At 76.0% G+C, this 26,514-nt stretch carries 31 protein-coding genes and 1 riboswitch; of the genes, 12 read left to right on the top strand and 19 right to left on the bottom strand.

Annotation, left to right across the window (positions count from 1 at the left end):
* Positions 1-27 precede the first annotated feature (27 nt).
* The 4 genes from ACU610_RS22685 to ACU610_RS22670 form a co-directional block, all read right to left on the bottom strand.
* Positions 28-519, bottom strand: coding sequence for an FBP domain-containing protein (locus tag ACU610_RS22685; protein WP_446769949.1), 492 nt, complete (start codon positions 517-519; stop codon positions 28-30).
* 92 nt (positions 520-611) lie between these two features.
* Positions 612-1,154: a MarR family winged helix-turn-helix transcriptional regulator gene (locus ACU610_RS22680; RefSeq protein WP_446769948.1), complete on the bottom strand. Its 543-nt coding sequence runs from the start codon at positions 1,152-1,154 to the stop codon at positions 612-614.
* 4 nt (positions 1,155-1,158) lie between these two features.
* Positions 1,159-1,770, bottom strand: a complete 612-nt coding sequence (locus tag ACU610_RS22675) for a DJ-1/PfpI family protein (protein WP_446769947.1) — start codon at positions 1,768-1,770, stop codon at positions 1,159-1,161.
* A gap of 80 nt (positions 1,771-1,850) precedes the next feature.
* Complete coding sequence (locus ACU610_RS22670; RefSeq protein WP_446769946.1) at positions 1,851-2,537, bottom strand: HAD hydrolase-like protein; 687 nt, start codon at positions 2,535-2,537, stop codon at positions 1,851-1,853.
* A 38-nt stretch (positions 2,538-2,575) separates the two neighbouring features.
* On the opposite strand from ACU610_RS22670, the gene ACU610_RS22665 reads away from it, so the two are divergent.
* On the top strand, positions 2,576-2,968 hold the full coding sequence (locus tag ACU610_RS22665) for a hypothetical protein (RefSeq protein ID WP_446769945.1): 393 nt from the start codon (positions 2,576-2,578) through the stop codon (positions 2,966-2,968).
* On the opposite strand, the gene ACU610_RS22660 is transcribed toward ACU610_RS22665, so the two are convergent.
* The gene (locus ACU610_RS22660) at positions 2,913-3,683 is read right to left on the bottom strand and encodes a cobalt-precorrin-6A reductase (RefSeq protein WP_446769944.1); all 771 of its coding nucleotides are present in this window, start codon (positions 3,681-3,683) and stop codon (positions 2,913-2,915) included. The genes ACU610_RS22665 and ACU610_RS22660 overlap by 56 nt on opposite strands.
* 26 nt (positions 3,684-3,709) lie before the next feature.
* Here ACU610_RS22660 and ACU610_RS22655 point away from each other — a divergent pair, with 26 nt between their 5' ends.
* A complete protein-coding gene (locus ACU610_RS22655; RefSeq protein ID WP_446769943.1) occupies positions 3,710-4,801 on the top strand; it encodes a cobalt-precorrin-5B (C(1))-methyltransferase in 1,092 nt (363 codons plus the stop codon).
* Between the two features lie 122 nt (positions 4,802-4,923).
* Here the strand turns inward: ACU610_RS22655 and cobM are convergent, their stop codons facing one another.
* The 3 genes from cobM to def all read right to left on the bottom strand — a co-directional run bounded on the left by cobM (position 4,924) and on the right by def (position 7,539).
* The gene (cobM, locus tag ACU610_RS22650; protein WP_446769942.1) at positions 4,924-5,664 is read right to left on the bottom strand and encodes a precorrin-4 C(11)-methyltransferase; all 741 of its coding nucleotides are present in this window, start codon (positions 5,662-5,664) and stop codon (positions 4,924-4,926) included.
* Positions 5,661-6,869 carry a precorrin-6y C5,15-methyltransferase (decarboxylating) subunit CbiE gene (cbiE, locus tag ACU610_RS22645; RefSeq protein ID WP_446769941.1) on the bottom strand — a complete coding sequence of 403 codons (1,209 nt, stop codon included), beginning with the start codon at positions 6,867-6,869 and terminating at the stop codon, positions 5,661-5,663. The genes cobM and cbiE overlap by 4 nt, the downstream gene beginning before the upstream one ends.
* Before the next feature lie 112 nt (positions 6,870-6,981).
* On the bottom strand, positions 6,982-7,539 hold the full coding sequence (gene def, locus ACU610_RS22640) for a peptide deformylase (protein ID WP_446769940.1): 558 nt from the start codon (positions 7,537-7,539) through the stop codon (positions 6,982-6,984).
* A 54-nt stretch (positions 7,540-7,593) separates the two neighbouring features.
* On the opposite strand from def, the gene ACU610_RS22635 reads away from it, so the two are divergent.
* The 5 genes from ACU610_RS22635 (at position 7,594) to ACU610_RS22615 (ending at position 13,625) form a co-directional block, all read left to right on the top strand.
* Positions 7,594-8,538 (top strand): cobalamin biosynthesis protein, encoded by a 945-nt coding sequence (locus ACU610_RS22635; RefSeq protein WP_446769939.1) that lies wholly within the window; start codon positions 7,594-7,596, stop codon positions 8,536-8,538.
* Positions 8,539-8,787: 249 nt separating this feature from the next.
* Positions 8,788-10,239, top strand: coding sequence for a MocR-like transcription factor YczR (gene yczR, locus ACU610_RS22630; protein ID WP_446769938.1), 1,452 nt, complete (start codon positions 8,788-8,790; stop codon positions 10,237-10,239).
* Between the two features lie 266 nt (positions 10,240-10,505).
* Entirely contained in the window at positions 10,506-11,243 is a 738-nt protein-coding gene (locus ACU610_RS22625) for an ANTAR domain-containing protein (RefSeq protein ID WP_446769937.1), read from the top strand.
* Between the two features lie 175 nt (positions 11,244-11,418).
* Positions 11,419-12,078: a lysophospholipid acyltransferase family protein gene (locus ACU610_RS22620; RefSeq protein WP_446769936.1), complete on the top strand. Its 660-nt coding sequence runs from the start codon at positions 11,419-11,421 to the stop codon at positions 12,076-12,078.
* Positions 12,075-13,625 (top strand): cobyric acid synthase, encoded by a 1,551-nt coding sequence (locus ACU610_RS22615; protein WP_446769935.1) that lies wholly within the window; start codon positions 12,075-12,077, stop codon positions 13,623-13,625. Before ACU610_RS22620 ends, ACU610_RS22615 begins: the two co-directional genes overlap by 4 nt.
* On the opposite strand, the gene ACU610_RS22610 is transcribed toward ACU610_RS22615, so the two are convergent.
* Positions 13,612-14,001 (bottom strand): acyl-CoA thioesterase, encoded by a 390-nt coding sequence (locus tag ACU610_RS22610; protein WP_446769934.1) that lies wholly within the window; start codon positions 13,999-14,001, stop codon positions 13,612-13,614. The genes ACU610_RS22615 and ACU610_RS22610 overlap by 14 nt on opposite strands.
* A gap of 33 nt (positions 14,002-14,034) precedes the next feature.
* On the opposite strand from ACU610_RS22610, the gene ACU610_RS22605 reads away from it, so the two are divergent.
* Both ACU610_RS22605 and ACU610_RS22600 read left to right on the top strand, forming a co-directional pair.
* Entirely contained in the window at positions 14,035-14,634 is a 600-nt protein-coding gene (locus ACU610_RS22605; RefSeq protein WP_446769933.1) for a pyridoxamine 5'-phosphate oxidase family protein, read from the top strand.
* Between the two features lie 78 nt (positions 14,635-14,712).
* A complete protein-coding gene (locus ACU610_RS22600) occupies positions 14,713-15,138 on the top strand; it encodes a VOC family protein (protein ID WP_446769932.1) in 426 nt (141 codons plus the stop codon).
* Between the two features lie 31 nt (positions 15,139-15,169).
* Here ACU610_RS22600 and ACU610_RS22595 read toward each other — a convergent pair whose 3' ends face one another.
* From ACU610_RS22595 to ACU610_RS22585, 3 genes are all read right to left on the bottom strand, one after another.
* Positions 15,170-16,234 (bottom strand): methyltransferase, encoded by a 1,065-nt coding sequence (locus tag ACU610_RS22595; protein ID WP_446769931.1) that lies wholly within the window; start codon positions 16,232-16,234, stop codon positions 15,170-15,172.
* Between the two features lie 268 nt (positions 16,235-16,502).
* Complete coding sequence (locus tag ACU610_RS22590) at positions 16,503-17,819, bottom strand: endonuclease Q family protein (protein WP_446769930.1); 1,317 nt, start codon at positions 17,817-17,819, stop codon at positions 16,503-16,505.
* Between the two features lie 225 nt (positions 17,820-18,044).
* Positions 18,045-18,242, bottom strand: a complete 198-nt coding sequence (locus ACU610_RS22585) for a hypothetical protein (protein ID WP_446769929.1) — start codon at positions 18,240-18,242, stop codon at positions 18,045-18,047.
* 165 nt (positions 18,243-18,407) lie between these two features.
* Here ACU610_RS22585 and ACU610_RS22580 point away from each other — a divergent pair, with 165 nt between their 5' ends.
* A complete protein-coding gene (locus ACU610_RS22580; RefSeq protein ID WP_446769928.1) occupies positions 18,408-18,929 on the top strand; it encodes a type II toxin-antitoxin system PemK/MazF family toxin in 522 nt (173 codons plus the stop codon).
* A 13-nt stretch (positions 18,930-18,942) separates the two neighbouring features.
* Here the strand turns inward: ACU610_RS22580 and ACU610_RS22575 are convergent, their stop codons facing one another.
* The 7 genes from ACU610_RS22575 to ACU610_RS22545 form a co-directional block, all read right to left on the bottom strand.
* On the bottom strand, positions 18,943-19,710 hold the full coding sequence (locus tag ACU610_RS22575; RefSeq protein WP_446769927.1) for a maleylpyruvate isomerase family mycothiol-dependent enzyme: 768 nt from the start codon (positions 19,708-19,710) through the stop codon (positions 18,943-18,945).
* A gap of 29 nt (positions 19,711-19,739) precedes the next feature.
* On the bottom strand, positions 19,740-20,405 hold the full coding sequence (locus ACU610_RS22570) for a TetR/AcrR family transcriptional regulator (protein ID WP_446769926.1): 666 nt from the start codon (positions 20,403-20,405) through the stop codon (positions 19,740-19,742).
* A gap of 129 nt (positions 20,406-20,534) precedes the next feature.
* A complete protein-coding gene (locus tag ACU610_RS22565; RefSeq protein ID WP_446769925.1) occupies positions 20,535-20,810 on the bottom strand; it encodes a hypothetical protein in 276 nt (91 codons plus the stop codon).
* 126 nt (positions 20,811-20,936) lie between these two features.
* Positions 20,937-21,995, bottom strand: a complete 1,059-nt coding sequence (locus ACU610_RS22560; protein WP_446769924.1) for an AbrB family transcriptional regulator — start codon at positions 21,993-21,995, stop codon at positions 20,937-20,939.
* A 173-nt stretch (positions 21,996-22,168) separates the two neighbouring features.
* Positions 22,169-22,462 carry a transcriptional regulator gene (locus ACU610_RS22555; RefSeq protein ID WP_091218862.1) on the bottom strand — a complete coding sequence of 98 codons (294 nt, stop codon included), beginning with the start codon at positions 22,460-22,462 and terminating at the stop codon, positions 22,169-22,171.
* Positions 22,463-22,535: 73 nt separating this feature from the next.
* A complete protein-coding gene (locus ACU610_RS22550) occupies positions 22,536-22,985 on the bottom strand; it encodes a hypothetical protein (protein WP_446769923.1) in 450 nt (149 codons plus the stop codon).
* Positions 22,982-23,446, bottom strand: a complete 465-nt coding sequence (locus tag ACU610_RS22545; RefSeq protein WP_446769922.1) for a hypothetical protein — start codon at positions 23,444-23,446, stop codon at positions 22,982-22,984. Before ACU610_RS22545 ends, ACU610_RS22550 begins: the two co-directional genes overlap by 4 nt.
* A gap of 105 nt (positions 23,447-23,551) precedes the next feature.
* Positions 23,552-23,623: riboswitch (cobalamin riboswitch) on the top strand.
* 73 nt (positions 23,624-23,696) lie between these two features.
* Here ACU610_RS22545 and ACU610_RS22540 point away from each other — a divergent pair.
* Together ACU610_RS22540 and cobO are read left to right on the top strand one after the other, a co-directional pair.
* Complete coding sequence (locus tag ACU610_RS22540; protein WP_446769921.1) at positions 23,697-25,757, top strand: putative cobaltochelatase; 2,061 nt, start codon at positions 23,697-23,699, stop codon at positions 25,755-25,757.
* 77 nt (positions 25,758-25,834) lie between these two features.
* Positions 25,835-26,449, top strand: a complete 615-nt coding sequence (cobO, locus tag ACU610_RS22535) for a cob(I)yrinic acid a,c-diamide adenosyltransferase (RefSeq protein WP_446769920.1) — start codon at positions 25,835-25,837, stop codon at positions 26,447-26,449.
* Positions 26,450-26,514: the final 65 nt, after the last annotated feature.

The following is a 26,514-nucleotide window of genomic DNA, read 5'->3' as shown; positions in this document are numbered from 1 at the left end:
CACCCAGCCCCTGGACGTGCCGGGGAGTCAGCGCAGGACGGCGTCCAGGAACCCGTGCACCCGCTGCTCGAGCTCGGCGGTGCGCTCGACGGCGACCTCCTCGGGGTCGCGCTCCCGCAGCCACGGCGGGATCTCCTCGCGCGCGCGGACGGCGCAGGCCAGGTCGGCGCAGACGTAGGTGCCGACCGTGTTGCCGTTGCGGCCGGCCTCGCCCGCCCGGCGCGCGGTGAACAGCGAGACGTCGCTGCCCGACTGCGCGGTCTGGCACAGCAGGCACATCGCGGGCGTCGCCGAGGACATCCGGGTGTCGGCGGCGCGGACGGCGACGCCGACCGGCCGGCCGTCCCGCTCGACCACCAGGTAGCCGCGCAACGGCGCCTTCGGGTCGCGCCAGCCGAGGACGACGAGCTCCTCCCACGGGGTCTCCGCGAAGGTGCGCGGCAGCGTCATGCCCTCGGCCTCGCCCCGTGAGCAGTTCACGAAGGACCGCCGCACCTGCTTCTCCGTCAGTGCGCGCACCGTGCTCTTCCTCCTCGTGGTCGTCGGATCACCGACGGACATCATGCGCCAGGGCACCCGGGAGGTCAGCCGGATATCCCACTCCGGCGCGGTCACGTGACTGCCGCCTCGCCACCGTCCGCGTGGCCCTCCCGGTAGCGGCGCGAGCTGTCGATGACCCGTCGGATGATCGCGAGGGCCCGCCGGAGGTCGGCCTCGCCGACCGCCTCCGCGACCGTGTCGGCCCACTCGTGCTGCGCGGCGGCCAGGCGCCGGAGGGCGCTGCGCCCCGGCGCCGTCGGCTCCAGGAGCTTCGCGCGGCGGTGACCCGGGTTGTCGCGGTAGACCGCCCATCCCCGTTCGACGAGGACGTCCGCCACCCGCTGCACGCTCTGCCGAGCGAGGCCGAGCCCCACCCGCCGCGCGATCTCGGCCACCGGCAGGGCCTCGTCGAGGGTCGCACCGAGGACCTGCCACCAGGCAGGGGTGAGCCCGACCGGCCGGGTCATCTGCTCCGCCGCGGCGAGGAACTCCCCGTTCAGCTCGAACACCGGCAGGACCAGGTCGGTCAGCGCGTCGCCGGCGGGCGTGCGGGCCGAGTCACCCCCGGGCGCGCTCGTCTCCTGCCCGGGGGTCGGTTGCCGGTCCTCGGTCACGGCGTCATGCGGCCGACGGCCCGGAGAGTGCATCGAACCAGCGCCGCTCCCCCGTGGTGTAGAGCCCGTACCAGGCATCGATCGTCGCCGGGGGGAACAGCTCCAGGCGGCGGAACACCGCAGCGGCGAAGTCGACCGGCGCGGTAGCCGGAGCGGTGATGACGTCGCCGTCGACCACGACCCGCTCGTCGCGGTAGCGGCCGGCGCCGGCATAGCCCGACGGCACGAGGAAGTCGAGGGCGTTACTGGTGTGAGCGCGGTCGTCGAGCAGGCCGGCTCGCGCCAGGCCGTACGTGGCTCCACAGATCCCCGCCACGGGCGTGTGCCGCTCCAGCAGCACCCGGGCCAGGTCGAGGACCCGCCGGTGCCCGTCGGACCAGGTGTCGGCTCCGGGCAGCACGAGCAGCGCCACGTCCTCGAGGGACACGTCGTCGAGGTCCCCGTCCGTGGACAGCCGCAGCCGGCCCTTGGTCGTGACCTCCTCCTGCGCGTCCGCGAGGACACGGAGCTGGAAGCGGTCCGGGTCCTGCTCGGCGGCCATGGCGAGCCCGGCGGTCAGGTACGAGTACTCCCAGTCGGCCATCGTGTCGGTGGCGTAGAGGACGACGTCGGTCATGGCCCACTCCTCACGTTGACAGCGTGCTGTCATGTTATGAGGATGACAGCACGCTGTCAATGCGGGGGGTCCCCTCGGTGTCACACGCGGACCAGCGCCGTCCGCACCTCCGCCGGTGTGGCCGCCACCACCGCCGCACCGGCGTCCGCCAGCTCGCCCGGCGGCGCGGGGCCCCACCCGGCGCCGATGCAGGGCAGCCCGTGCGCGGCCGCCCCCAGCACGTCGTGCGCCCGGTCGCCGACCAGCACCGGCCGCTCGCCATCGGGGTGCGCGGCCAGCGCCGCGGCCACCACCTGGTCCTTGTGCCGCACGGTGCCGTCGAAGGTCGCGCCGTGCACGGAGGCGAAGAACGGCAGCAGCCCGGCGTGCGCCAGCAGCCGGACGGCGAAGGGCTCCGGCTTGCTGGTGGCGACCGCGAGGGTGGCGCCCGCGTCGAGCAGGTCGGCGAGCAGCGCGGGGACGCCGGCGTGGACGGTGGCGTCGAGCAGCGCGCCTGCGGCATAGTGCGCGCGGTGGGCGGCGACCGCCCGGGGGACGTCGTCGACCGGGACGCCGAGGACGAGGGCGAACCCGTCCTGCAACGGCGGGCCGACCATCCCGCGCAGCTGTTCCGGGGTCGGTTCGGGCAGGCCCAGCTCGGCGGCCGCGGCCCGTACCCAGGACCAGATGCCCGGGGTGGAGTCCACCAACGTGCCGTCGAGGTCGAACAGGACCAGGCGGCGCGCGAGCCCCTGGTGCGGACCGCGGTCAACTGCTTCAATCTTCAAGCACTGTCTCCCTGTCGTCGTCCGCCCCGGAGGACCCCATGACCCGGACCCGCGGCACCACCGTGGCAGCCCCCGCCTCGACGCTCCGGCCGGTGCAGGCAGCTGCGGTGCTGTCGGTGCTGGTGCTGTTCTGGCAGTTCTTCTCCGCCGGCCGGATGCTCGTCGGTGAGGACGCCACCGGGGGCCACGGCGCCGGGGCGATCGCCCTGCACGTGACCACCGGGCTGCTGCTGGCCGCCGCGGTGCTGCACGGGCGGCGCACGCGGGTGTGGTGGCCGGCCGCGCTGGCCGCGGCGGTCTTCGTGCTCACGTTCGTGCAGGCGGCGCTGGGCAGCTCGGGCTCGATCGTGACGCACGTGCCGCTGGCCCTGGTGGTCACCGTGGGCGTGGTGTGGCTGGCGGCCTGGTCGTTCCGCTCTCCCACCGCCTGAGCACCCAGGCCGCGGCCTCCTCGACGGTCGCGGCCACCGGCACGCCCCCGGGCAGCGGCGGCCGGCGGACCAGTACCACGGGCACGCCGAGCTGACGGGCCGCGGTGAGCTTGGCCGCGGTCATCGGCCCGCCGCTGTCCTTGGTGACGACGACGTCGACGCCGTGCGCGGTCATCAGCGCCCGCTCGTCCTCGACGGTGAACGGGCCACGGGCGAGGACCACCGTCGCGCGGGCCGGCAGCGGCGGCTCCGGCGGGTCCACCGAGCGGACGACGCAGTGCCCGTTCAGGCCCGCGAAGGCGGCGAGGCCCTGCCGGCCGGTGGTCAGCAGCACCACGCGGGAACCGGCCACCGCCGCCGCCGCGTCGGCCAGGGAGTCCACCCATCGCCAGTTGTCGCCGGGCTGCGGCGCCCAGCCGGGGCGCTGCAGCCGCAGCAGCGGGGTGCCGGTGTTCGCGGCCGCGGCCGCCGCGTGCGCGGTGATGGTGGCGGCGAAGGGATGGGTGGCGTCGACCAGCGCGGCCACGCCGTCGAGCGCCGCCGCCAGGCCCGCCGTCCCGCCGAAGCCGCCGACCCGCACCTCCCCGGGCGGCAGCACCGGGTCGGCGACGCGGCCGGCCAGCGAGCTGAGCACGTCGACACCCTCGACGACGAGCCGCTCCGCGAGCTGCCGGGCCTCCGCCGTCCCGCCGAGGACCAGCACCCGGCCGGTCACGCGCCCGCCCCGTGCATGCTGGTCAGGTGACCGAGGCGGGGCGCGAGGGCAGCACGGGGCTGCGCTACGGTTGGACGACCGGCGCCTGCGCGACCGCGGCGACCACCGCGGCCTACACCGCGCTCCTGACCGGCGAGTTCCCCGACCCGGTGCGGATCGACCTGCCCCACGACAGGCACCCGTCGTTTGCGCTGGCCACCGAACGGCTCGAGGACGGCGCCGCGACCGTGAGCGTGGTCAAGGACGCCGGTGACGACCCCGACGTCACCCACGGCGCGCTGGTCTCGGCGCGGGTCGGCCACGGCGAGCCGGGCAGCGGGGTGGTCTTCCGGGCCGGTGAGGGCGTCGGGACGGTGACCAAGCCCGGGCTGCCGCTCCCGGTGGGCGAGCCGGCGATCAACCCGATGCCCCGGCAGTTCATCCGCACGCACGTGGCCGCGGTCGCCGCGCGGCACGGCGGCACCGGCGACGTCGTCGTCGAGGTCTCGGTGGAGAACGGGGCGGAGCTGGCCCGCCGGACCTGGAACCCGCGGCTGGGCATCCTCGGCGGGCTGTCCATCCTGGGCACCACCGGCGTCGTCGTCCCCTACTCGTGCTCGTCGTGGATCGACTCGATCCGCCGCGGCATCGACGTCGCCCGGGCCGCGGGCCACGAGCACGTCGCCGGGTGCACCGGCTCGACCAGCGAGCGGGTGGTCACCGAGCTGTACGGGCTGCCGGAGGACGCGCTGCTCGACATGGGCGACTTCGCCGGCGCGGTGCTGAAGTACCTGCGCCGCCACCCGGTGCCCCGGCTGACGGTCGCCGGCGGGATCGGCAAGCTGGCCAAGCTCGCCGACGGCCACCTCGACCTGCACTCCGGCCGCTCCCAGGTGTCCACCGACTCGCTGGCCGCGATGGTGCGCAACGCCGGCGGGTCGGCCGAGCTGGTCGAGGGCGTGCGCGGCGCGAACACCGCGCTCGACGCGCTGCAGCAGTGCCAGGCGGCCGGGCTGCCGCTGGGCGACCTGGTGGCCGCCCGCGCCCGGAGGACGGCGCTCGGCGTGCTCCGGGGGGCGCCGGTCGAGGTCGACGTCGTGGTGGTCGACCGCGCCGGCACCGTGGTCGGCCGCGCCTGAGGCGGCCCCCTCCAGGGCCGGCCCCGTCCAGAGGCTCGCCGCGAGCGCGCGCGTGGCGAGGAGGACGGGGTCCTCCTCCGAGGGGTGGGGAGGGGGTCCTTCCAGGGGGGCAGCGGGGTCCTTCACCGGCATCGGGTCGTGGAGTACAGGTGGCTGTCGGGGAACTCCGCCGCCGCGAGCACCGGGCCCACGACCACCACCGCCGTCCGCGTCACGCCCGCCGCCTCCACCTGCCCGGCGATGTCGGCCAGCGTGCCGCGCAGCACCAGCTCGTCGTCCCGGCTCGCGCGGGCCACCACGGCGACCGGGCCGTCGTCCCCGTAGTGCTCGGCCAGCTCGGGAGCGAGCTCGGCGATCCGCTGGACGGCGAGGTGCAGCACCAGCGTCGCGCCCGTGGCCGCGTAGGCGGCGAGCTCCTCGCCGGGCGGCATCGGGGTGGAGCGGGCGCTGGTCCGGGTGAGGACGACGGTCTGCCCCACCCCCGGCACGGTCAGCTCCCGCTTGAGCGCCGCGGCCGCCGCGGCGAACGCCGGGACGCCGGGCACCACCTCGTAGGGCACCCCGGCCGCGTCGAGCCGGCGCATCTGCTCGGCCACGGCGCTGTAGATCGACGGGTCACCGGAGTGCAGCCGGGCGACGTCGAGGCCGGCCTCGTGCGCCGCGACCAGCTCGGCGGTGATCTGGTCGAGGTCGAGGTCGGCGGTGTCGACCAGCCGCGCACCGGCCGGGGCGGTGTCGAGCAGCTCGCGCGGCACCAGCGCACCGGCGTAGAGGCACACCGGCGCGCACGCGATCAGCCGCGCCGCCCGCAGCGTGACCAGGTCCGCGGCTCCCGGACCGGCGCCGATGAAGAACACGGTCACCGGGTCACGCTCCAGATCGTCACGGGCATGGCGGGCTTCCAGCCGGTGTAGCCGCCGACCGGTGTGGCGTGCGCGACCGACAGCCGGGTCAGCTCGCCGCCGACCCTCGACCGCCAAGCGGCGAGCACCGCCTCGCCCTCGACGGTCACCGCGTTGGCCACCAGCCGGCCGCCCGGGCGCAGCGCGGCCCAGCAGGTGTCCAGCAGTCCCTCGCTGGTGAGGCCGCCGCCGACGAAGACCGCGTCCGGCTCGGGCAGCCCCTCGAGCGCGTCCGGCGCCCGGCCCTCGACCACCGCCAGCCCGGGGACGCCGAGCCGCGCGGCGTTGTGCGTGATGCGGGCGGCCCGCTCGGCCGAGGACTCCACCGCGACCGCCCGGCAGGAGGGGTGCACCCGCATCCACTCGATGCCGATGGAGCCCGCGCCGGCGCCGACGTCCCACAGCAGCCGGCCGGGCAGCGGCGCGAGCCGGGCGAGGGTGACCGCGCGGACGTCGCGCTTGGTCAGCTGGCCGTCGTGCGCGTACGCGTCGTCGGGGAGGCCGGGCACCGGGGCCAGCGGAACGGTGCCGGGGTCGGCGGCCACCTCGACCGCGGTGATGACGAGCGGGTCGGTCTCCGCGTGCGGCCACTGCGCGGCGGTCCCGGGGAACCGCCGCTCGGCCGGCCCGCCCAGCTGCGCCAGCGCGACCAGCCGGCTGGCGCCGTAGCCGTGGCCGGCCAGCAGCCGGGCGACCTCCGCGGGGGTGCCGCCGTCCGAGCCGAGGACCAGCAGCCGCCGGCCGGGGGTGGCGTGCGGCACGACCAGCTCGACCGGCCGGCCGACCACGGAGACCACCTGCGCCTCCTCGACCGCCCAGCCCAGCCGGGCGCAGGCCAGCGTCACCGACGACGGGTGCGGGACCACCTCGACCGCGCCGGCGCCGTGCAACCGGACCAGCGAGGTGCCGACGCCGGAGAGCATCGGGTCGCCGCTGGCCAGCACCACGACCCGGCGGCCCGGGTGGGCGTCGAGCAGCCCGGCCAGGGCGGGGGCCATCGGCGAGGGCCAGGGCACCCGCTCGGCGGGGACGTCGTCCGGCACGAGGGCCAACTGGCGCGCGCTGCCGCGCAGCACGTCGGCGTCCCCGACCGCCCGGCGGGCGCGGGGCGAGAGGCCGTCCCAGCCGTCGGCCCCGATGCCGACGACGACCACCGGCGCACTCACGCTCTGCCCACGGGCGCGACTCCGCGCTCGCTCCGCTCGTCGCTCGCACAGCTCGCTGCGATGCCCACTCGCTGTCGGCTCGGGCGCTCGCCGCGGTGCTTCCTCGATGTCGTCACGCCGGCAGCTGTCCGCTCGGTCCGGCCGCCTCGGCCAGCAGCCGCTCCCGGAGCTCCTCCGGCAGCCGGTCGACGTAGACGACCCCGTCCAGGTGGTCGACCTCGTGCTGCAGGCAGCGGGCGGCCATCCCGGTGGCCTCGATCGACACCGGCGCGCCGTCGGCGTCGACACCGTCCACCCGGGCGCGGAAGGCCCGCGGCAGTTCGGCGTAGGGGCCCGGCACCGACAGGCAGCCCTCCTCGGTGACCTCCTCGGCCGGCTCCCCCTCGCGCGGCTCGAGGACGGTGAGCTCCGGGTTCACCACGTAGCCGACGACGTCCTCGCCGTTGGCGTCCGGGCAGTCGATGACGAAGACGCGCGCGTCGACGCCGATCTGGTTGGCCGCCAGGCCCACGCCGTCGGCGGCCTCCATCGACGCGAACATGTCGAGGACCAGCCGGCGGAGGTCCTTGCCGAACTCGGTCACCGGCGCACACGGCCGGTGCAGGACCGGGTTGCGGCCGTAGGTGACGATCGGCCGGGCGACGCCGCTGTAACGGCCGGGCAGGCGCATGACCGTCGATCCTAGGGACGGCGCCGGTCGGCCCGATGGGCCCAGGATGGCCTCATGCCCCCGCGTGACCTCCCGACCGCCGCGGGGCTGGCCCTCGGCGCCGCCGCCGACCTGCTGCTGGCCGATCCACGCCGGTGGCACCCGGTGGCCGGGTTCGGGCGGGCGGCCGCGGCCCTGGAGCGCCCGCTCTGGCGGGACTCCCGTGCCGCCGGCGCCGCCTACGCCGGGCTGCTGACCGGCGCGGCGACCGGTCTGGGCGTCCTCCTCGACCGGGGCACCCGAGGTCGGCCCGCCGTCCGCACCCTGGTCACCGCCGTCGCCACCTGGGCGGTGCTGGGCGGCACCTCCCTGGGCCGCGCCGGGACGGCGATGGCGCGCACGCTCGACGCCGGGGACCTGCCCGCCGCCCGCGCCCTGCTGCCCACCCTGGCCGGCCGGGACCCCTCCGGGCTCGACGTCCCGGAGCTGGCCCGCGCCACGGTCGAGTCGGTCGCCGAGAACACCTCCGACGCCGCCGTCGCACCGCTGGTGTGGGGCGCGGTCGCCGGGCTGCCCGGCCTGCTCGGGTACCGCGCGGTCAACACCCTCGACGCGATGGTGGGCCACCGCTCCCCGCGGTACGCCCGCTTCGGCTGGGCGGCCGCGCGCACCGACGACGTCGCCAACTGGCTCCCCGCCCGGCTCACCGCCGCGCTCACCGTGGCGACCGCCCCGCTCGTCGGCGGCTCGGCACCCGGCGCGTGGAGGGTCTGGTGGCGCGACGGTGCGGCGCACCCCTCGCCCAACGCCGGCCGGTGCGAGGCGGCCCTGGCCGGCGCCCTGGGCCTGCGCCTGGGCGGGCGCAACGTCTACGGCAGCCGGGTGGAGGACAGACCGGCGCTCGGCAACGGCCGGGCCCCCGCGGCTCCGGACGTGCCGCGCGCCGTGCGGCTCTCCCGCGCGGTGTGGGCCGCTGCGGCCGCACTCGCCACCGCGGCCCGCAGCCGCCCGGTGCCCTGACGCGGCCGCAGGTGCAGCGCACCGCGTGGGGCGGACAGCACCGGGAACCCGGCGGGGTCGATGTGGGCGTGACTGGCCGGGGGATCGGCCGGGCCGCGCCCCCCGCGGACGGCGATGACGAGGGTGGTCACCGACAGGGCGACCAGGCTCAGCAGGACGAACAGGACGACGACGCTCGCTGTGGTCATGTCAGCAGAGTGGCACCACTGGAACTGGCGGAAAGCGGTCCACTGCGGCATGGTGGCCTGCATGCCACCGCGCACAGAGCAGTCCACTTCGGCTCGCGAGCTGGCCACTCTGGTCGGGGCGGTCGAGGACGTGCCGGGTCCCCGCTACGCCGGGCTGGCCCGCCGCATCCAGGAGCTGGTGACCACCGGTGCGCTGCCGACCGGCAGCCGGCTGCCCGCGGAGCGGGAGCTCGCCGCGGCGCTCGGCACCAGCCGGGTCACCGTCGCCTCGGCCTACCGGCAGCTGCGTGAGGCCGGCTTCGCCGTCACCCGGCACGGGTCGGGCACGGTCACCGAACTGCCCTCCACCGGCCCGGCCTGGGGTGCGCCGAGCACCGATCCCCACGTCCTCGACCTGGCGCACGCCGCGCTCGAGGCGGCGCCCCAGCTCACGGGCGCCTACGAGCAGGCCCTCGCCCGGCTACCCGCCTGCACGGACGGGCACGGGTACGCGCCCAGCGGCCTGCCGGAGCTGCGGGCGGCGATCGCGGACCGGTTCACCACGCGGGGGCTGCCGACCGATCCCGACCAGGTCGTCGTCACCGCCGGCACCGGCGACGCCACCGCCGTCGTCGTCGAGACCCTCCTGCAGCCGGGCGACCGGGTGCTCGTCGAGCACCCGACCTACCCCGGCGCGATCGGGATGGTCGAGGCCGCGGGCGGCCGCTGCATCCCCGCACCGGTCGATCCCGACGACCCCGACGCCCTCGCCCGCACCGCTCAGCTGGTCACCCGGCAGAGCAGCCCGCGGCTCGCCTTCCTCATGCCCGACTTCTCCAACCCCACCGGCACCCGGCTGTCCGCAGCCGGACGGCGGCGCGTCTCGGCGACACTCTGGCAGCACGGGGTGCTGGCCGTGGTCGACGAGGTCACCGCCGAGCTGCACCTGGACGACGGGCCGTTGCCGCCGTTCGCCGCCGGGCTGCCGGACGCCGCCACGGTGACCGTCGGCGGGCTCTCCAAGGCCGTGTGGGGTGGGTTGCGGATCGGTTGGCTGCGCACCGACGCGGCGCTGGCCGCCCAGCTCGGCGCCACCCTCGGCCGCCGGCAGCTGTCGGTGGGGATCCTCGACCAGCTGGCCGCCACGGCCCTGGTGCGGCAGCTCGACGAGGTCCTCGACCAGCGCCGCCGGGCGCTGCGCGAGCGCCGCGAACTCCTCCTCGCCGAGCTGGCTCGCGAGCTGCCCGACTGGGTCCCCACGCGGCCGGCCGGCGGGCTGTCGCTGTGGTGCCGGTTGCCCCCGGGAGTCGGCTCGGCCGCGCTCACGGCCGCCGCGGCACCGCTCGGGCTGCTGCTCGCCGAGGGGCGGGCGTTCGGCACCGGACACGCCTTCGACGACCACCTCCGGCTGCCGTTCACCCTGCCACCGGACCGGCTCCGGACGGCCGTCGGACTGCTGGCTCAGGCAGCCGCCGCGGTGCGCCGCCGGCCGGCCTCGTCCCGGCTCCCCGCCCGCCCGGCAACGGTGGTCTGAGTCGACGGGACGCCGGGACCCCTCGCTGACGGAGCGACGCAGGTCGACCGCGTTCCGTGACGTCCTCGGCATGGCGCACCGGGACACGCGGGACCGAGTACCGGACCCGGGACCGACGGGCGTGCGTGTCGCCTCCGGAGGTCGTACGGTCCGGTGACACGGAGCGGCCGGTGACCGGATGGTCACCGGCGTACCGCGGAGGTCGAACCCACGGCCGGCGGCGCTCCGGCCGGGGCCGGCCCCGGCGGCACCCCCGTGGAGTCGACATGACAGCGACCCCTTCCCCCATCCTCACCCGCGGCACCGCGCCCACCGCCCGTCCGACGGCGCAGCCGGCCCGCCCCCTCCCCACCGCACGGCGCCTGGCCGGCCGGTACCGCTACGACCGGCGCGCCGGCACGTGGACGTGGTCGCCGGAGATGGCCGGGCTGCTCAACCTGGCTCGCAACGGCGCGCACCCGTGCACGGAACTGCTGGTCCGCTCGCTGCACCCGGGGGACCGGCCCCGCGCCGTCGACGCCATCGCCGCCGCGTGCACCACCGGCACCCCCTTCGCCCTGCGGGTGCGGTTGGGCAGCCGGGGCGGGATGGAGCGCCCCGCCCTCCTCGTCGGCGAACCGGTCGTCGACCCGGCCGGGGCGGTCGACGCGCTCGAGGGCGTGCTCGTCGAGGTCCCCCCGGACCCGCGTCCGCCGGCGTCCCGGCCGGGGACGGCGGGGACCGAGGACGACCGGGTGCACGCCCTGGAGACCGAGGTCGCCCAGCTGCGCACGGCGATGAGCAGCCGGGCGGCGATCGAGCAGGCCAAGGGCATCCTCATGCTGCTCACCAGCTGCGGTGAGCAGGTGGCCTTCGACCTGCTCGCCCACATCTCGAGCAACTCCCACCGCAAGGTGCGCGACGTCGCGGTGGCCATCGTCGAGTCCGCCGCCGGACACGCCGGGCTGCCCGAGGACATCCAGGCACTCATCCGGGACGTCTGCCCGCCCCGCCCGCACCACTAGGACGGGTCCCACGGACCCCTGGCCTCGGGAGCGCCGCGCTTCCTCGGGCACGGGTCCGTCGGACACGCCCTGGGCGCCCGTGCGCCCCCGGGAGCCCACCGTCCCCGGAGCACCGGGACAATGCCGCTGACGCCGGTGCTCGCCGGCGGTCCCCGAGCCGAGAGGGGAACGCGGCGTGCTCTACCTGGTCGTCCGGTTCCTGCTGCGCCCGTTGTTCCACGTCACGCTGCGCATGCACGTGACGGGGCGGGCCAACGTGCCGGCCACCGGCCCGGTGATCCTGGCCAGCAACCACCTGTCCTTCATCGACAGCATGGTGATCCCGCTGTCGGCGCCGCGCCGCGTGCACTACCTGGCCAAGGCCGAGTACTTCACCGGCACCGGCTTCTCCGGCTGGCTGAGCCGGACCCTGTTCACCGCGCTCGGGGCCATGCCGGTGGAGCGGCAGACCCACCGGGCCGCACAGGAGGCGCTGGACACCGCGCTGGGCGTGCTGCGCCGCGGTGAGGGCTTCGGCATCTACCCGGAGGGCACCCGCTCGCGCGACGGGAAGCTGGCCCGCGGGAAGACCGGGGTCGCCTGGCTGGCGCTGACCGCCGACTGCCCCGTCGTCCCCGTGGCCGTGCACGGCACGGACAAGGTGCAGCCCGTCGACTCCCGCTGGCCGCGCCCGCACAAGGTGTCGGTCACCTTCGGCCAGCCGCTGACCTTCCCCGAGCAGCGCGGGATGGCCGGCAACGGCCGGGCCCGCCGCGTGGTCACCGACCGGATCATGGAGGCCATCGCCGAGCTCTCCGGCCAGGAGAAGGCCGGCTGGGGGCAGCCGCGGGCATGAGCGGCACCGTTCCCCGGCGCCCGGCCTCCGGCGGCGCCCTGCTCGTCGCCGGGACGACGTCCGACGCCGGCAAGTCGGTGGTGACCGCCGGCATCTGCCGCTGGCTGGTGCGCCAGGGGGTGTCGGTCGCCCCGTTCAAGGCGCAGAACATGAGCAACAACTCGATGGTCACCGTCGACGGCGCGGAGATCGGCCGGGCCCAGGTGATGCAGGCCGCCGCGGCCCGCGTCGAGCCCGAGGCGGCGATGAACCCGGTGCTGCTCAAGCCCGGGGGCGAGGACTCCAGCCAGGTCGTCGTCCTCGGCCGGGCCGTGGCCGACGTGACCGCGCTGTCCTACCGGCCGATGAAGGCCGCGCTGCTGGAGCAGGTGCTGGCCAGCCTCGAGGACCTGCGCGCGCGGTTCGACGTCGTCGTCTGCGAGGGCGCCGGCTCCCCCACCGAGATCAACCTGCGCGCCGACGACATCGCGAACATGGGGCTGGCCACCGCCGCCGGGCTGCCCGTGGTCGTCGTCGGCGACATCGACCGGGGCGGGGTCTTCCCGGCCCTCTACGGCACGGTCGCGCTCATGCCGCCGGCCGACCAGCGGCTGGTCGCCGGCTTCCTCGTCAACAAGTTCCGCGGCGACGTCCGCCTGCTGGCGCCCGGGCTGGACCGGCTCGCCGCGCTCACCGGCCGTCCGACCCTCGGCGTGCTGCCCTGGCTGCCCGGCGCGGCGGTGGACGTGGAGGACTCCCTCGGGGTCCCGACCGGCGTCTCCTCCGCCGGCCCGCCGCACGGCGAGGAGGTGCTGCGGGTCGCCGTCGCCCGGCTGCCGCGGCTGTCCAACTTCACCGACCTCGACGCGCTGGCCGCCGAGCCGGGGGTGCTGGTCCGCTACGCGACCACTCCGGAGGAGCTGGCCGACGCCGACCTCGTCGTGCTGCCCGGCACCCGCGCCACGGTCGCCGACCTCGGCTGGCTGCGCGCCACCGGCCTGGCCGACGCCGTCGTCCGGCACGCCGCCGCCGGCCGGGCGGTGCTGGGCGTCTGCGGCGGCCACCAGATGCTGGCCCGCACGATCACCGACGACGTCGAGTCGCGGGCCGGCACGGTGCCCGGGCTCGGGCTGCTGCCGGCCGACGTCCGCTTCGCGCCGGAGAAGACCCTCGGCCGGCCGGTGGGGACGGCGCTGGGGCAGCCGGTGCGCGGCTACGAGATCCACCACGGGGTGGTCACCGTGGACTGGCTCTCCTCCGACCTGCCTGCCGAGCCCTTCCTCGACGGCGCCCGCGCCGGGGCGGTCTTCGGCACCACGTGGCACGGGGCGCTGGAGGACGACGGCTTCCGGCGGGCGTTCCTCGCCGAGGTCGCCCGGGTGGCCGGACGGCGGTTCGTGGCCGCGCCGGACACCGACTTCGCCGCGGTCCGCGAGCGCCGGCTGGACGCCCTGGGCGACCTGGTCGCCGAGCACGCCGACACCGATGCGCTCTGGCGGCTGCTCGAGGACGGCGTCCCCGGCGGCCTGCCGGTGCTCCCGCCCGGGGACGCGCTCAGCCCGCGGTGAGCCGGGCCCGGACCTCGTCCGGCCACGGCGCCTTGCCGGCCTCGGTGATGCACACGTAGGTGGTGCGGACCACGCAGCAGAGGCGCTCGCCCACGCGGACGGTGAACCGCACGGTCACGCTGGTGAAGCCGACCTTCTCGGTCTCGGCGTCCACCGTGACGGTGTCGCCGAACCGCGCCGACGACGACCACTCCAGTGAGCTGGCCTTGACCACCGGGTCGACGCCGCTGGCGACCAGCTCGTCCCACGGCAGGCCGTGCGACGTCCACCAGGCGTTGGAGGCCTCGTCGGCCCAGGTCAGGTAGTGGGCGTTGAAGACGACGCCCTGCTGGTCGCACTCCACGTACCGGACCGGGGAACTCCACTGTGCGGGCACGGAGGTGCACGCTAGCCCGGCTACCGTGCACCCGTGGACACCGCTCCCGACGTCCTGGCGGCCTACCGCCCGCCCTCGCAGCTGGTGCAGGACAAGGTCATCGACCACCTGGACCGGCACTGCCGCGCCTTCATCGCGCTGTCGCCGTTCGCCACGCTGGCCACCGCCGGTCCCGACGGCTGGCCCGACGTCTCCCCGCGGGGCGGTGACCCTGGGTTCGCGCGGGTCCTCGACGAGCGGACACTCGCCGTCCCCGACCGGCAGGGCAACAACCGGGTGGACAGCCTGCGCAACACCGTGGGCAACCCGCGCGCCGCCCTGCTCTTCTTCGTGCCCGGGTTCGAGGAGACGCTCAAGGTCTTCGGGACGACGACCCTCGTGGGCCCGGACGACCTCGGTCTGGACCTGACCGAGTTCGGCCGCCCGCCGCGATCGGTGCTCGTGCTGACCGTCGAGCGGGCGTACTTCCAGTGCGGCAAGGCGGTCATGCGCTCCGGGCTGTGGAACGCCGACCGGCAGGTGGAGCGCTCGACCTTCCCGTCGCTGGGCGAGGTGCTGCGCGACCACTGCGGGCTGAGCACGCCACTGCCCGGCCAGGAGGAGATGCGCGCGGAGCTGGCCCGGGAGCTCTGAAGGAGGACCTCCCTGCCCCCTTGACGGGCCCCTGCAGGGGGTCCGGGACGCGTCGGTGGCGTGCCCTACCGTCCGCGCATGGCCGCCGACCTCCAGATCGTGATCGACTGCGCCGACCCGCACGGACTGGCCGATTGGTGGGCCGAGGCCCTCGGGTGGCGGGTGGAACCGCAGGACGAGGCGTTCATCCGCCGCATGGTCGCGTCGGGCGCAGCGACCGAGGCGGACACCACCACGCACCGCGGCGCGCTGGTGTGGCGCTCGGGGGCAGCGATCACCTCCCCCGACCCCGGCCGGCCGCGGGTGCTCTTCCAGCACGTCCCCGAGGCCAAGACCGTCAAGAACCGCGTGCACCTGGACGTGCACGTGGGCCCGGAGCGGCGCGAGGACGAGGTCGCCCGGCTCCTCGGACTGGGTGCCACCGAGCTCCACCGGGCCTCGCAGGGCCCGTTCGAGTGGGCCACCCTGGCCGACCCCGAGGGCAACGAGTTCTGCGTCGCGTGATGCGGCGACCGGCGACGCTCCGCGGGAGCCGCTACTTGACCGCGACGACCATCGAGTAGGGCCCGGTCAGGTGCTCGGCGCGGGCACTGCGGAAACCTGCGTCCCGCATCCACCCCATGCAGTCGGTGGGGGTGAAGTCGAAACCGCCGGGCGTCTCGATGACCATGTTGAGGCTCATCAGCAGGCCGAAGGCGTTCGACGACCGGTCGTCGTCGATCATCGTCTCGTACACGATGAGCGAGCCGCCGTCCGGAAGGGCGTCGTACGCCTTCGCGAGCAGGAACCGTTTCTGCTCCAGGTCCCAGTCGTGGAGGATGTGCCCCATCACCAGGACGTCGGCGGTCGGCAGGGCGTCGGTGAAGAAGTCGCCGGGCACGAAGGTGAGCCGCTCGCTGACCTGGTTCTGGTGGGCGTAGTCCTCGAAGACGGGGGCGAGCGGGGGTAGGTCGAAGCCGTATCCGGTCAGGTGCGGATGGGCCAGGGCGATCTGGACGGCGGTGTCGCCCTGCGCGGTACCGATGTCGGCGAACGTCGCCACGTCGGCCCAGGGGAACCGCTGGGCGATCTCCAGGTTGGCCCCGCGGCTGCCCCCGGTCATCGCAGCGGCGAACTGCTGCAGGCGCTCGGGGTCGGCGCACAGTTGCTGGAACAGCGGTGCGCCGCCGTGCCTGGCCTCGTTCTGCGGCTCGCCGGTGCGCAGCGCCTCGGTCAGGTGGCCCCAGAATGGGTACATCCGGGCGTTCGCCATCTCCAGGATCCCGCCGATGTAGGCCGGCTTGCGCTTGTCGAGGAACGCGTCGGTGGCGGTCGTGTTGCGGTAGACCCCGTCGCTGCGTTCCAGGAAGCCGAGGGCCACCAGGGCGTCCAGGAAGTCCCGGGCCGCCCGCGGGTGCAGCCCGAGCCGCGCCCGCAGCGCCTCCAGGTCCTGCGGATGGCCCGCGAGGTGGGTGAACAGTTCCAACTCCACCGCGCTCAGCAGGGTCTTCGACGCCCAGAACCCGATCCCGACCTGCAGGATCGACTCGGGCGAGGCCTCGGGAACGTCGGCCTGGGCGGGCTGTGCACCCGCCGCCGTCGAGGTCGTTGTCGCGCTCATGAACACCCCTTCCATCCTCGAGAGCCGTGGTCGACACGGGTGGTCACCACCGCTCCCACGTGGCGAGGGTCGTCGACGACCGTCGTCGGCCGGTCCGCCCTCGGAGACGGCGGCAGTCTCACCGCCCCGGCGTCACCCGGTCGTCACCGCTGCACCGCCGGCCGGCGGACGACCGAGCTCCAGCAGGTGTCCCTGCCGCCTCGGGGCGGACGCCGCCTGAACTCCACTCGATCGAGGTGCCAGGCACGGGAGGGGCCGCCACGGGCGGCTACCCGTCCAGGGTCTGCTGATCCGGGTCCGCCGGCGCCGAGGCGTCGCCCGGGGGGAAGATCCGCACGGTCCCGAACTGCCCGTCGTAGCCGGGTTCGACGTCCACCTCGCCGGCGCGCACCCGGCCGATCCCCTCGGCCACGCGCTCCCCGGAGCAGGCCGCGACGTCGGCGAGGGGCGCCTCGATGATCACCGACAGCTCGTCGCCGAAGGACTCGAGCAGCCGGGCGCGCGCCGTGGCCACCCGCTTGGCGGCCGGCCGGACCCCCAGCGCCGCGGCGAGCACCTCGTCCAGCGGCACCAGCGACCGGAACCCGGGCGCGCCGTCCGGCTGCTCGCCGACCGGGCGATCAGCGAGCTCCTCGACCCGCGACAGGACCCCGACCGTGAGCGGCTTGCCGCAGACGGGGCACCGCCCACCGGCGGCTGCCCGCTGCGCCGGGGTCATCCGGACACCGTGCTCGCGGTGGCCGTCGAGGTGGTACTTGCCCTCGGCCGGGTGGAACTCGACGGTCCCGGCCAGCCGGGTGGCCGCGGCCGGGCGCTCCCCGGCGCGGCCGGGGGCGCCGGTGCGGAAGGCCTCGCGGATCCCGGGGTAGGACAGCTCGCCCTCCAAGCGGGTGGCCTCACGGGCCACCGTGCGCGGACCGTGGGCGTCGGAGCTGGACATCAGCGCCACGGCGTCCAGGGAGCTCACCCGCCAGCACATGGCCGGATCGGCGGACAGGCCCGTCTCGGCCGCGAGGACCTGCGGGGTCAGGTCCTCGAAGCACTCGGCGAGGGAGTCGAAGCCCGACCTCGACCCCAGCACCCCGAACCACGGCGTCCACACGTGGGCGGGCACGACCAGGGCGGTCGGCTCCACCGTGAGGGCCAGCTCGGCGACGACCTTCGCGCTCAGCCCCACCGTCGGGCGCCCGTCCACGCCGAGGTCGGCACCCCGCTGCGCCAGGACGCCGTTGAGAGCCGCCGCGGCCTGCAGGGTCGGCAGCATCACGAGCACGTGGATCCGTCGCGACCGACCCGCCTGGCGGTAGACGCAGGACACCTCGACGCTCAGCAGGAACCGGGTGGCGTCGTCCCGGACGGCCTCGGAGCGTACGTACAGGCCCTCCTCGGCGGCCGGCACGAGCTGGGTGCTCAGCTCCTCGAACCACGCGGGATGGGTGAAGTCGCCGGTCCCCATGACGCGCACGCCCTTCTCCCGCGCGGTCGTGTCCAGGACCGGCAGCGTGAGGTTCCGAGACGTCGCGTAGGCGAAGCGGGAGTGCATGTGCAGGTCGGCGTAGTACGCCGGCGGGGACGACGGGGCCACGCCGCCCACCTACCCCGATCTGCGGTGCCGGTCGCCCGAGAGGACCCCGAGACCGGCCCCGTCCGCTCGCCGCGGCCCCGTCCCGGGTCGGCCCCGTCCAGAGGCTCGCCGCCGGCCCCGTCCCGAGGCTCGCCCCGAGCGCAGCGAGAGGTGAGGAGGACGGGGTCCTTCCACGGTGAGGAGGGCGGGGTCTGCTGCGAAGGGTGGGGAGGACGACGTCCTCGCTCAGCCGACGCGCAGGTCCCGGGCCAGTCTCCGGTAGGCGACGGCGCGTTCGGCGAGCGCCCGCCGGCGCCCGTGCCGGCTGCGCCGGTCGGTGCCCAGGTAGCGGGCGTCCTCCACGAGCTGGAAGGCGGCGAGCACGCTCGCCTTCACCTCGCGCCCCCGCGGCTGAGCAGGGGGAAGCGGCTCGGCCGAGGTCATGACGGCCCCCTCTCCCGGGGACGCCTCTGCCCGGCCCCCGTGTCGACATGGTGCCCTGACCTCGGCAGTTCCAACCGTCCTCGTGACGGATCGACGCCTGTGTGTCACACGAGACACCCCGCGCCCACCACCCGCCCCAGCGGTCACACCCGTACCGTGCCGGGCATGGCCGGACCCTCCCTGCCCCGGGCCCTCAGGTCGTTGCTGCGCACGGTGCTGCGACCCGCGCCTCAGCCGCCGGCGGCGCCCCGGCGGGACGCGCCCGCCCCCGGTGGCGTGCGCGACCTCTCCGGCGGCCTCGACGGCGTCGACCTCGTCCACCGCCCGGAGGACGACGGTGAGCCGGACCCCGGCGAGGTCGTCTGGGCCTGGGTGCCCTACGACGAGGGCGACGGCCGCGGCAAGGACCGCCCGGTGCTCGTCGTCGGCCGCCGCGGCGCGGACCTGGTCGGGCTCATGCTCTCCAGCCAGGACCACGACCGGGACGCCGCCGACGAGGCCCGGTACGGCCGCACCTGGATGGACGTCGGCCGCGGCGGCTGGGACCCCCGCCGGCGGCCCAGCGAGGTGCGGCTGGACCGGCTGCTGCTCCTGCCGCCCGGCTCGGCCCGCCGGGAGGGCGCGGCGCTCGACCGGGCCGTCTTCGACCGCGTGGTCGCCGAGCTGCGCCGCGTGCAGGCCGGGTGATCCTCGGGGCGGCTCAGAACGGCACCTGCTGGGCCAGCAGGCCCTCCCCCGTCCCGCGTCCGCTGAGGACACGGCAGAACTCCACCGCGTCCAGCTCCAGCTCGGGGCCACCCCTGCCGGTCGTCCAGGTGCCGCCGGCCGGACCGGTCAGCCGCAGCCGGTGGGGCGACCCGTGCCGCTCCGCCCACTCGGCGACGACGTCGGCGACCAGGACGCCGTCGTGGTCCGCGGTGAGCAGCAGGTCCCGCCCGGTGGCGCGGGCGATGTCCACGCGGTGCATCCAGGTGTCCCGGGTGAGGACGACGTCGAACAGGTAGCCGAACGCCCAGCGCTCGGTCCGGTCGCCGACGACCTCCTCCTCGGGCATCGCCATCCGCCCGATCGCGCGGGACAGGCGGCGCCGGCCGCGCACCGCCCGCGGAGCGACGGAGGCGAACCGGGCCACGAGCTCCTCCGGGGACAGCCGCGCCTCCCGGTGGACCTGGTGCGCGGTCAGGGCGTCGACGCCACCGCCGGCCCGCGCGGTGACCACGTTCTGCGTGACGAACTGGCGCACCGTGGCGACCATCTCGGCCATGCCGAGCACGTGGCCGGCCATGGCGCGGACGTCCCAGGCGGGACAGTCGGTCGGCCGGCTCCACTCCTCGGGCCCGAGGGCACGCAGCTGCACGGCGAATCGGTCGTACTCGGTGGCGGCCAGCCGGAGCGCGGTGTCCCGGTCGATACGGGGCCGGCGGGCGGCGGTACGGGCGGTGCTGCGGTGGGTGGTCGGTGCGGTCATGACGGTGCCTCTCGGCGGGGTGGGTGGGATCAGCCGGGCGGGACCGCCCGGAGGTCGGGGACAGCCGGACCGCCGTGGTGGGCGAGCCACATCGCCACCACGTCGGGCAGGGTCGAGGTGAAGGTGCCGGTCTCGAACGGCTCCCCGGGCGCGTTGGCCAGCTGCTGCGAGATGACCCCGCTCAAGACCACCGTGAGCGTGCGGAACGCCAGGTCGAGGTCGGTGCCCGGCGGGAACAGGCCGCGGTCGCCCAGCTGCCCCAGCAACGTGCGGCTCGCCTCCGCCAGCTCGACGGCCGGCGCGAACGCCCGCGCCGACGGCACGAAGCCGGGAACCGGGCGCCAGAACATCAGCGGGGCGTAGGCCGGGTGTTCCACCGCCCAGCGCACGAAGGCCGCCTCGTAGGCGAGCAGGTCGGCGGCCGGGCTCGGGCCGGGCCCCTCGGCGTGGACGGCGCGCACGGTGGCCAGGAGCTCGCGCCAGCCACGCTCGAACAGGGCGTCGTAGAGGGCGTTCTTGCCGTCGAAGTAGACGTACAGCGACGGAGGCCGGATGCCCATGCGGCGGGCCACCTCACCGAGCGTGAGACCCGCGACGCCCTGCTCGGCCATGACCGCGACGGCGACGTCGAGCACCTCCTCGATCGTCTCCTGGCGTCGCCGCTGTCGGCGATCCGGCCGCGTCGTCCCGGTCACAGCAGGAGTCTTCGCCTAATACCATTAGGAAGTCAATAAGCCCGTAGGGCATCGCCCCTGCGGCGGACCAGTGGCCCGGCCGACAGGGCGGTGCCGCCCAACAAGCGCCCGGCGTGCCAGGTGTGCGGCTCAGTCGGCGACGGACTGGTCGCGGACCGCCTGCCGCGGGCGCAGGTGGTAGACCCCGGCCTGCGGACCCAGCGGGGTCAGGTCGTAGCGGTGCACGACCTTGGGGCCGCCGTGCAGGTGCACGTGCGTGATGGTCGGCAGGGGCTCCCCGTGCCGCGCCTCGCGGATCTCCACCCGACCGTCGAGTGGGCCACCGACGAACAGCAGCACCGCGTCCTGCGTGCCGGCGTCCGCGCCGGTCTGGTCCTCGGACAGCTCCCTCACCTCCTGCGACACCCGGTCGAGAGTAGGCGGGCTCGGCGGCGGACGTCGGCCCCGTCCAGGACACCGCCCCGAGCCCGATCGGCCCCGTCCCGGGCCTCGGCCTGAGCTTGCGAAGGCCGGGGAGGACGGGGTCCTGCCTCAGTTCCCCCCGGTGCGCCGCAGCCAGCGCGCCAGCAGCGGCGCCGAGAGCAGCATCACGAACAGCCGCAGCACCTGGACGGCGAGCACGAAGGTGGCGTCGGCGCCGCCGTCCTGGGCGGTGGCCAGCACCGCGTAGAGGCCCCCGGGGGTGGTGGCGAGGTAGGCGTCCAGCGCGCTGGCCCCCGTGGTGACGGTGAGCACCGCCCCCAGGCCGGCACAGGCCGCGATCAGTCCGAGGATGACGACGAGCGCCAGCGGCAGGGCCCGGCCGATGGTGCGCAGGCTGTCGCGGGTGAAGTTGAGCCCGACCATCAGCCCGATGACGAGGAAGGCCGCCGTCTCCAGGGGCACGGGGACGTCCGCGCCGCCCGACAGCCCGCCGAGGTCGAGGCCGGCCGCCACCAGCATCGGCCCCAGCAGGGCGGGGACGGGGATCCGCAGCAGGCGGGCCAGCGGGATGCCGGCCAGCAGGCAGACCGCGGAGAACAGCAGCCCGGCCGGCCAGCCGGGCCCGGCGTCGTCGACCGTCGGGCCGCCGGACCCCGGCTCGGCACCGAAGACCACCGTCGCCGCCACCGGCATGAGGACGACGATGAGCAGCACCCGCAGGTACTGCAGGACGGCGACCATCCGGTCGTCGGCGCCCAGCTCGCGGGACATCGCCGTGATGCCCGACGCACCTCCGGCGACCATGGCGAACGCACCGGTCACCGGGCTGATGCCGGGCTGCAGGCGCATGAGCAACCCGGCCAGGACGCTGAGCAGCAGGGTGCCGACGGTGACCAGCAGGACCGGCAGCCAGTCGCGGCTGATCGCCTCGAGGGTGTCCGGGTCGACCAGCGCACCGATCGAGACGCCGATCAGCCCCTGGGCCGCGGTCGTGGCCTGCCGCGGGACGGTGAGCCGGCGGCGTCCCGCCAGTCCGCGCGTGAGGCCGGCCAGCAGGCCGCCGAAGAGGGAGGGCGAGGGCAAGTCGAGGACGTCGAGGGCCAGCGTGACGGCGAGGGCGGCGGCGACCACGAGCGCCAGGTCGCCCACCCGCGCACCCCTGCCCACCCGGCCCACTCTGCCCTGCGGCCCCTCCGGGGCGCGGCCCCTCCCCCTGGCGCGGCCGTCCCGGGCCGGCCCCCTGCAGGGTCCCGCCGCGACCCCGTCCCGGGTCCCACCCTGGGCTCGTGAGGGGTGGGGAGGACGGGGTCCTCCCACGGTGAGCAGGACGGCATCCTCCGTCAGCCGCCGGTGATGCGGCGCAGCTCGGCGACGTGCGCGTCGAACGCGGCCCGACCCTCCTTCGTCAGCGCCAGGCTGGTGCGCAGCCGGGAAGCGCGGGTGGCCTTGTGCACCCGCACGTAGCCGGCCTCCTCGAGCTGCTTGACGTGCTTGGACAGCACCGAGTCGCTGACCCCGACGGTGTCGCGGACCGCGGCGAAGTCCATCGTGTCGACGGCGGCGAGCAGGCCGCACACCTGCAGCCGGGGCGGCGGGTGGATGACCGCGTCGAAGCGCGGCGCGACCGCGGTCACGGCACCGTCTCGCTGGCGCTCGCCGGTCCCGCGCCCGGTGGTGCTCCACACGTGCGCGACCTCGCGAGCTCGGTCACGACTCACCGCGCAACTCGGCGACCCACCTGCGGCTCCACCAGCGGCTCAGCCCGGCGAGCGCGACGCCGAGGACGGCACCGGCGGCGACCATCGCCCAGCCCTGCCCGTGGTCCTGCAGCACCATGGCCGGGACCAGCACGAGCAGGGCCAGCGACACCCAGGTCACCCAGGCCCTCGCGTCGGGGGTCACCCAGACGCCGGTGCGCCGCCGGTAGGTCCACGCGAGCCAGCCCAGGCCGGCGGCGAAGAGGACCGCGGCGACCAGGGTCACCCCGGTGGAGCCGAGGGCCCGGGACGCGAGGAAGCCGAAGAGCAGCAGCCCCGCCGCCACGTCGTGCCACCACGGCTGGACCACCCGGTCGGCCAGGGCCTCCCGGTCGCTCCGGAGCGCGGCCAGCTGTGCCGCCGCATCCGCCGCCCCGGGGTGCGGCTCGCCGGCGGTCACCGCTCGCCCCGCAGCTCGGCGACGTAGATGCGGGTCCACCACCGGCTGATCAGCGCCAGGCCGACGCCGATCACCGCAGCGCCGACGACCATCGCCCCGCGCAGGTCGAGCAGGTACTCGGCGGCCGCGGCCGCTGCCAGGACGACGGCGTAGAGGACGAACCAGACGTGGGTCGCGCGGCGGGTCGGCCCCTGGCGGAGGCCGCTGACCCACAGGCCGGTCAGCCGGGTGTAGAGCGCGACCATGCCCCGCAACGCCAGCAGGAAGAGGACCAGCGCGCCCAGCGTGACCCAGGGGTTGCGCGCGGAGTACGAGGCCAGCAGGCCGAAGACGAGGAGACCGAGCAGCGCGTCGTACCACCAGGGATGCACGGCGCGATCGGCCAGCGCGGCCCGCTGGGCGTGCAGGGTGGCCAGCTCGGCCTCGGCGGTGGAGCGGTCGGGGACCGCGTTCCTTTCCATGTCGGAAAGCGTGCCCGGTCACTTTCCACTTCGTCAAGAGACGGGCCGGGGTGTCACTCGCCAGGGCGGTCGTGGTCTGATGACGCGGCCACAGCGACGGCAGTGGAGGAAGCCCGGTGCGACTCCGGCGCGGTCCCGCCACTGTGAGCCGGCCTCGCGCCGGGAAGTCAGGAACTCCCGCCGTCGCCTCCTGCCACCTCCGGGCGTGGACACCCGGGGAGAGGACGCGTGCCGTGCGCGGTCGACCCGCATGACCTATCCCTTCGGTGCCGTCGTCGGCATGGACGACATGCGCCTGGCGCTGCTGCTCAACGCCGTCTCCCCCGCCGTCGGCGGCGTGCTCGTCCGCGGCGAGAAGGGGACGGCGAAGTCGACGACGGTGCGCGCGCTGGCCGCCGTCCTGCCGCCCGTGGTCGTCGTGGCCGGCTGCCGGTTCGCCTGCGACCCCGCCGCGCCGGACCCGGCCTGCCCCGACGGCCCGCACGACCCCGGCGCCCCGGGCTCCACCCGCCCGGCGCGGCTGGTCGAGCTGCCGGTGGGTGCGTCGGAGGACCGCGTCGTCGGCTCGCTGGACCTGGAGCGGGCGCTCACCGAGGGCGTCAAGGCGTTCGAGCCCGGACTGCTGGCCGCCGCCCACCGCGGTGTCCTCTACGTCGACGAGGTCAACCTGCTGCACGACCACCTGGTGGACCTGCTGCTGGACGCCGCCGCGCTCGGCACCGCCTACGTCGAGCGCGAGGGCGTCTCGGTGCGGCACGCGGCGCGGTTCCTGCTGGTGGGGACTATGAACCCCGAGGAGGGCGAGCTGCGCCCGCAGCTGCTCGACCGGTTCGGGCTCACCGTCGAGGTCGCCGCGCCACGGGACCCGGTCGAGCGCGCCGAGGTCGTGCGCCGCCGGTTCGCCCACGACGCCGACCCGGTCGGGTTCGCGGCGTCCTGGGCGTCCGAGGAGTCCGCCCTGGCCACGCGCATCGCCGACGCCCGCACCCGGCTGCCGCGCGTCGTCCTCTCGGACGACGCGCTGCGCCAGGTGACCGCCGTCTGCGCCGCCTTCCACGTCGACGGGCTGCGCGCCGACCTGGTCACCGCCCGCGCCGCCATCGCGCACGCCGCCTGGTGCGGCCGGGACGAGGTCACCGAGGACGACGTCCGCGTCGCCGCCCGGCTGGCCCTCCCGCACCGCCGGCGCCGCAACCCGTTCGACGCCCCCGGGCTGGACGAGGAGACCCTCGAGCAGGCACTGGAGGACGCCCGTCCCGACGAGGACCCGCCCGAGGGCCCCGGCGACGGCGGCGCCCCGGACGACGGCGATCCCGGCAACTCGCCTGATCCGGGCACGGGGAGCAGTGCACACGGATCGGACGCCGAAACGCAGGCACAGCCTCCCGTGCCTGCCGATGACGACGCCGGCGCGACCCCTCCCTCGAGCGCGCCCCGCGGTGAGGGCGGCGGTTCCACCGACGCCGCTCCGGCCCCCGACCGGGCCGCGGTCCCGCCCGGCGACCCGTTCCGCACCCGCCGCCTCGAGGTGCCCGGCGTCGGTGCGGGCGTGTCCGGCCGGCGCTCGCGGGCGCGGGGCGACCGCGGCCGTGTCGTCGGCGCGACCCGCCCGAGCGGCACGGTCACGCGGCTCCACCTCACCGGCACCGTGCTCGCCGCCGCACCGCACCAGGTCGCCCGCGGCCGCACCGGGCCGGGCCTGCGGATCACCCGCGCGGACCTCCGCCAGGCCGTGCTCGAGGGCCGCGAGGGCAACCTCGTGCTCTTCGTCGTCGACGCCAGCGGCTCGATGGGCGCCCGCTCACGGATGGCCGCGGTGAAGGGCGCCGTCCTCTCCCTGCTGCTCGACGCCTACCAGCGGCGGGACAAGGTCGGCCTGGTCACCTTCCGCGGCGTCGAGGCCGAGCTGGCGCTGCCGCCGACCTGGTCGGTGGAGGCCGCCGCGGCCCGCCTCACCGCGCTGCCCACCGGCGGGCGCACCCCACTGGCCGCCGGGCTGCTGCGGGCGCACGAGACGCTGCGGGTGGAGCGGGTCCGCGACCCCCGGCGCCGTCCCCTGCTCGTCGTGGTCACCGACGGCCGGGCCACCGGCGCGCGGGGCGCGGACCACCTCGGCGACTCCCGCCGGGCGGCCGGGCTGCTCGCGGCGGAGGGGACGGCTGCCGTCGTCGTCGACTGCGAGTCCGGTCCGGTGCGCCTCGGCCTGGCCGGCGCGCTCGGGATGGCGCTCGGTGCGCAGACCCTCCGCCTGGAGGAGCTGGCCGCCGAGTCGCTGGCCGCGACCGTGCGCAGCGTGCGAGAGGCGGCCTAGGTGCGCGAGCCTGCGAGTCCACCCGTGGGCACGGCGCCCCGAGTTCCTCGCCCGACGAGCGCCAGCGAGGAGGTCTAGTGCCCCAGGGACGGGTCTCCGTCGTCCCGCAGGACGGCCTGACGACGAGGCAGCGTCGCAACCGGCCGCTGCTCGCCGTCCACACCGGTGAGATGAAGGGCAAGTCCACCGCCGCGTTCGGCATGGCGATGCGCGCGTGGAACCAGGGCTGGTCGATCGCGGTCTACCAGTTCGTCAAGAGCGCCAAGTGGAGGGTCGGCGAGGAGAACGCCCTGACGGCGCTCGGCCGGCTGCACGCGCAGACCGGCGAGGGCGGGCCGGTGGTCTGGCACAAGATGGGCTCGGGCTGGAGCTGGTCGCGCCGGCAGGGCACCGAGATCGACCACGCCGCCGACGCCGCCGAGGGCTGGGCACAGATCAAGCGCGACCTGGCCGTCGAGGCGCACCGCTTCTACGTGCTCGACGAGTTCACCTACCCGCTGAAGTGGGGCTGGGTGGACGTCGACGACGTGGTCGAGACGCTGACGAACCGGCCGGGCACCCAGCACGTCGTCGTCACCGGCCGGGACGCCCCGCCGGCGCTGGTCGAGGCCGCCGACCTGGTCGTGGAGATGACCAAGGTCAAGCACCCGATGGACGCCGGCCAGAAGGGCCAACGGGGGATCGAGTGGTGACCGCGCCGCCGGCCGCTCCCCCGGCGCGATCGGCGATCTCGCACGCCTGGGCGGGCCGGACCGTG

It is taken from the genome of Geodermatophilus sp. URMC 61 (assembly GCF_052931555.1).
The sequence above is the reverse complement of the archived record's forward strand: the minus strand, read 5'-3'. Positions and strand labels throughout refer to the sequence as shown.

Bases quoted from the DNA above. Each gene is read 5' to 3' on its own strand.
- ACU610_RS22545 (WP_446769922.1), bottom strand. From the start codon at position 23,446: ATGGAAAGGAACGCGGTCCCCGACCGCTCCACCGCCGAGGCCGAGCTG.
- ACU610_RS22600 (WP_446769932.1), top strand. From the start codon at position 14,713: ATGGCCGCCGACCTCCAGATCGTGATCGACTGCGCCGACCCGCACGGA.
- ACU610_RS22635 (WP_446769939.1), top strand. From the start codon at position 7,594: ATGCCCCCGCGTGACCTCCCGACCGCCGCGGGGCTGGCCCTCGGCGCC.
- ACU610_RS22665 (WP_446769945.1), top strand. From the start codon at position 2,576: ATGACCCGGACCCGCGGCACCACCGTGGCAGCCCCCGCCTCGACGCTC.
- ACU610_RS22615 (WP_446769935.1), top strand. From the start codon at position 12,075: ATGAGCGGCACCGTTCCCCGGCGCCCGGCCTCCGGCGGCGCCCTGCTC.
- ACU610_RS22540 (WP_446769921.1), top strand. From the start codon at position 23,697: ATGACCTATCCCTTCGGTGCCGTCGTCGGCATGGACGACATGCGCCTG.
- ACU610_RS22585 (WP_446769929.1), bottom strand. From the start codon at position 18,242: ATGACCTCGGCCGAGCCGCTTCCCCCTGCTCAGCCGCGGGGGCGCGAG.
- yczR (WP_446769938.1), top strand. From the start codon at position 8,788: ATGCCACCGCGCACAGAGCAGTCCACTTCGGCTCGCGAGCTGGCCACT.
- ACU610_RS22575 (WP_446769927.1), bottom strand. From the start codon at position 19,710: ATGACCGCACCGACCACCCACCGCAGCACCGCCCGTACCGCCGCCCGC.
- def (WP_446769940.1), bottom strand. From the start codon at position 7,539: ATGCGCCTGCCCGGCCGTTACAGCGGCGTCGCCCGGCCGATCGTCACC.
- ACU610_RS22580 (WP_446769928.1), top strand. From the start codon at position 18,408: ATGGCCGGACCCTCCCTGCCCCGGGCCCTCAGGTCGTTGCTGCGCACG.
- ACU610_RS22595 (WP_446769931.1), bottom strand. From the start codon at position 16,234: ATGAGCGCGACAACGACCTCGACGGCGGCGGGTGCACAGCCCGCCCAG.
- ACU610_RS22625 (WP_446769937.1), top strand. From the start codon at position 10,506: ATGACAGCGACCCCTTCCCCCATCCTCACCCGCGGCACCGCGCCCACC.
- ACU610_RS22675 (WP_446769947.1), bottom strand. From the start codon at position 1,770: ATGACCGACGTCGTCCTCTACGCCACCGACACGATGGCCGACTGGGAG.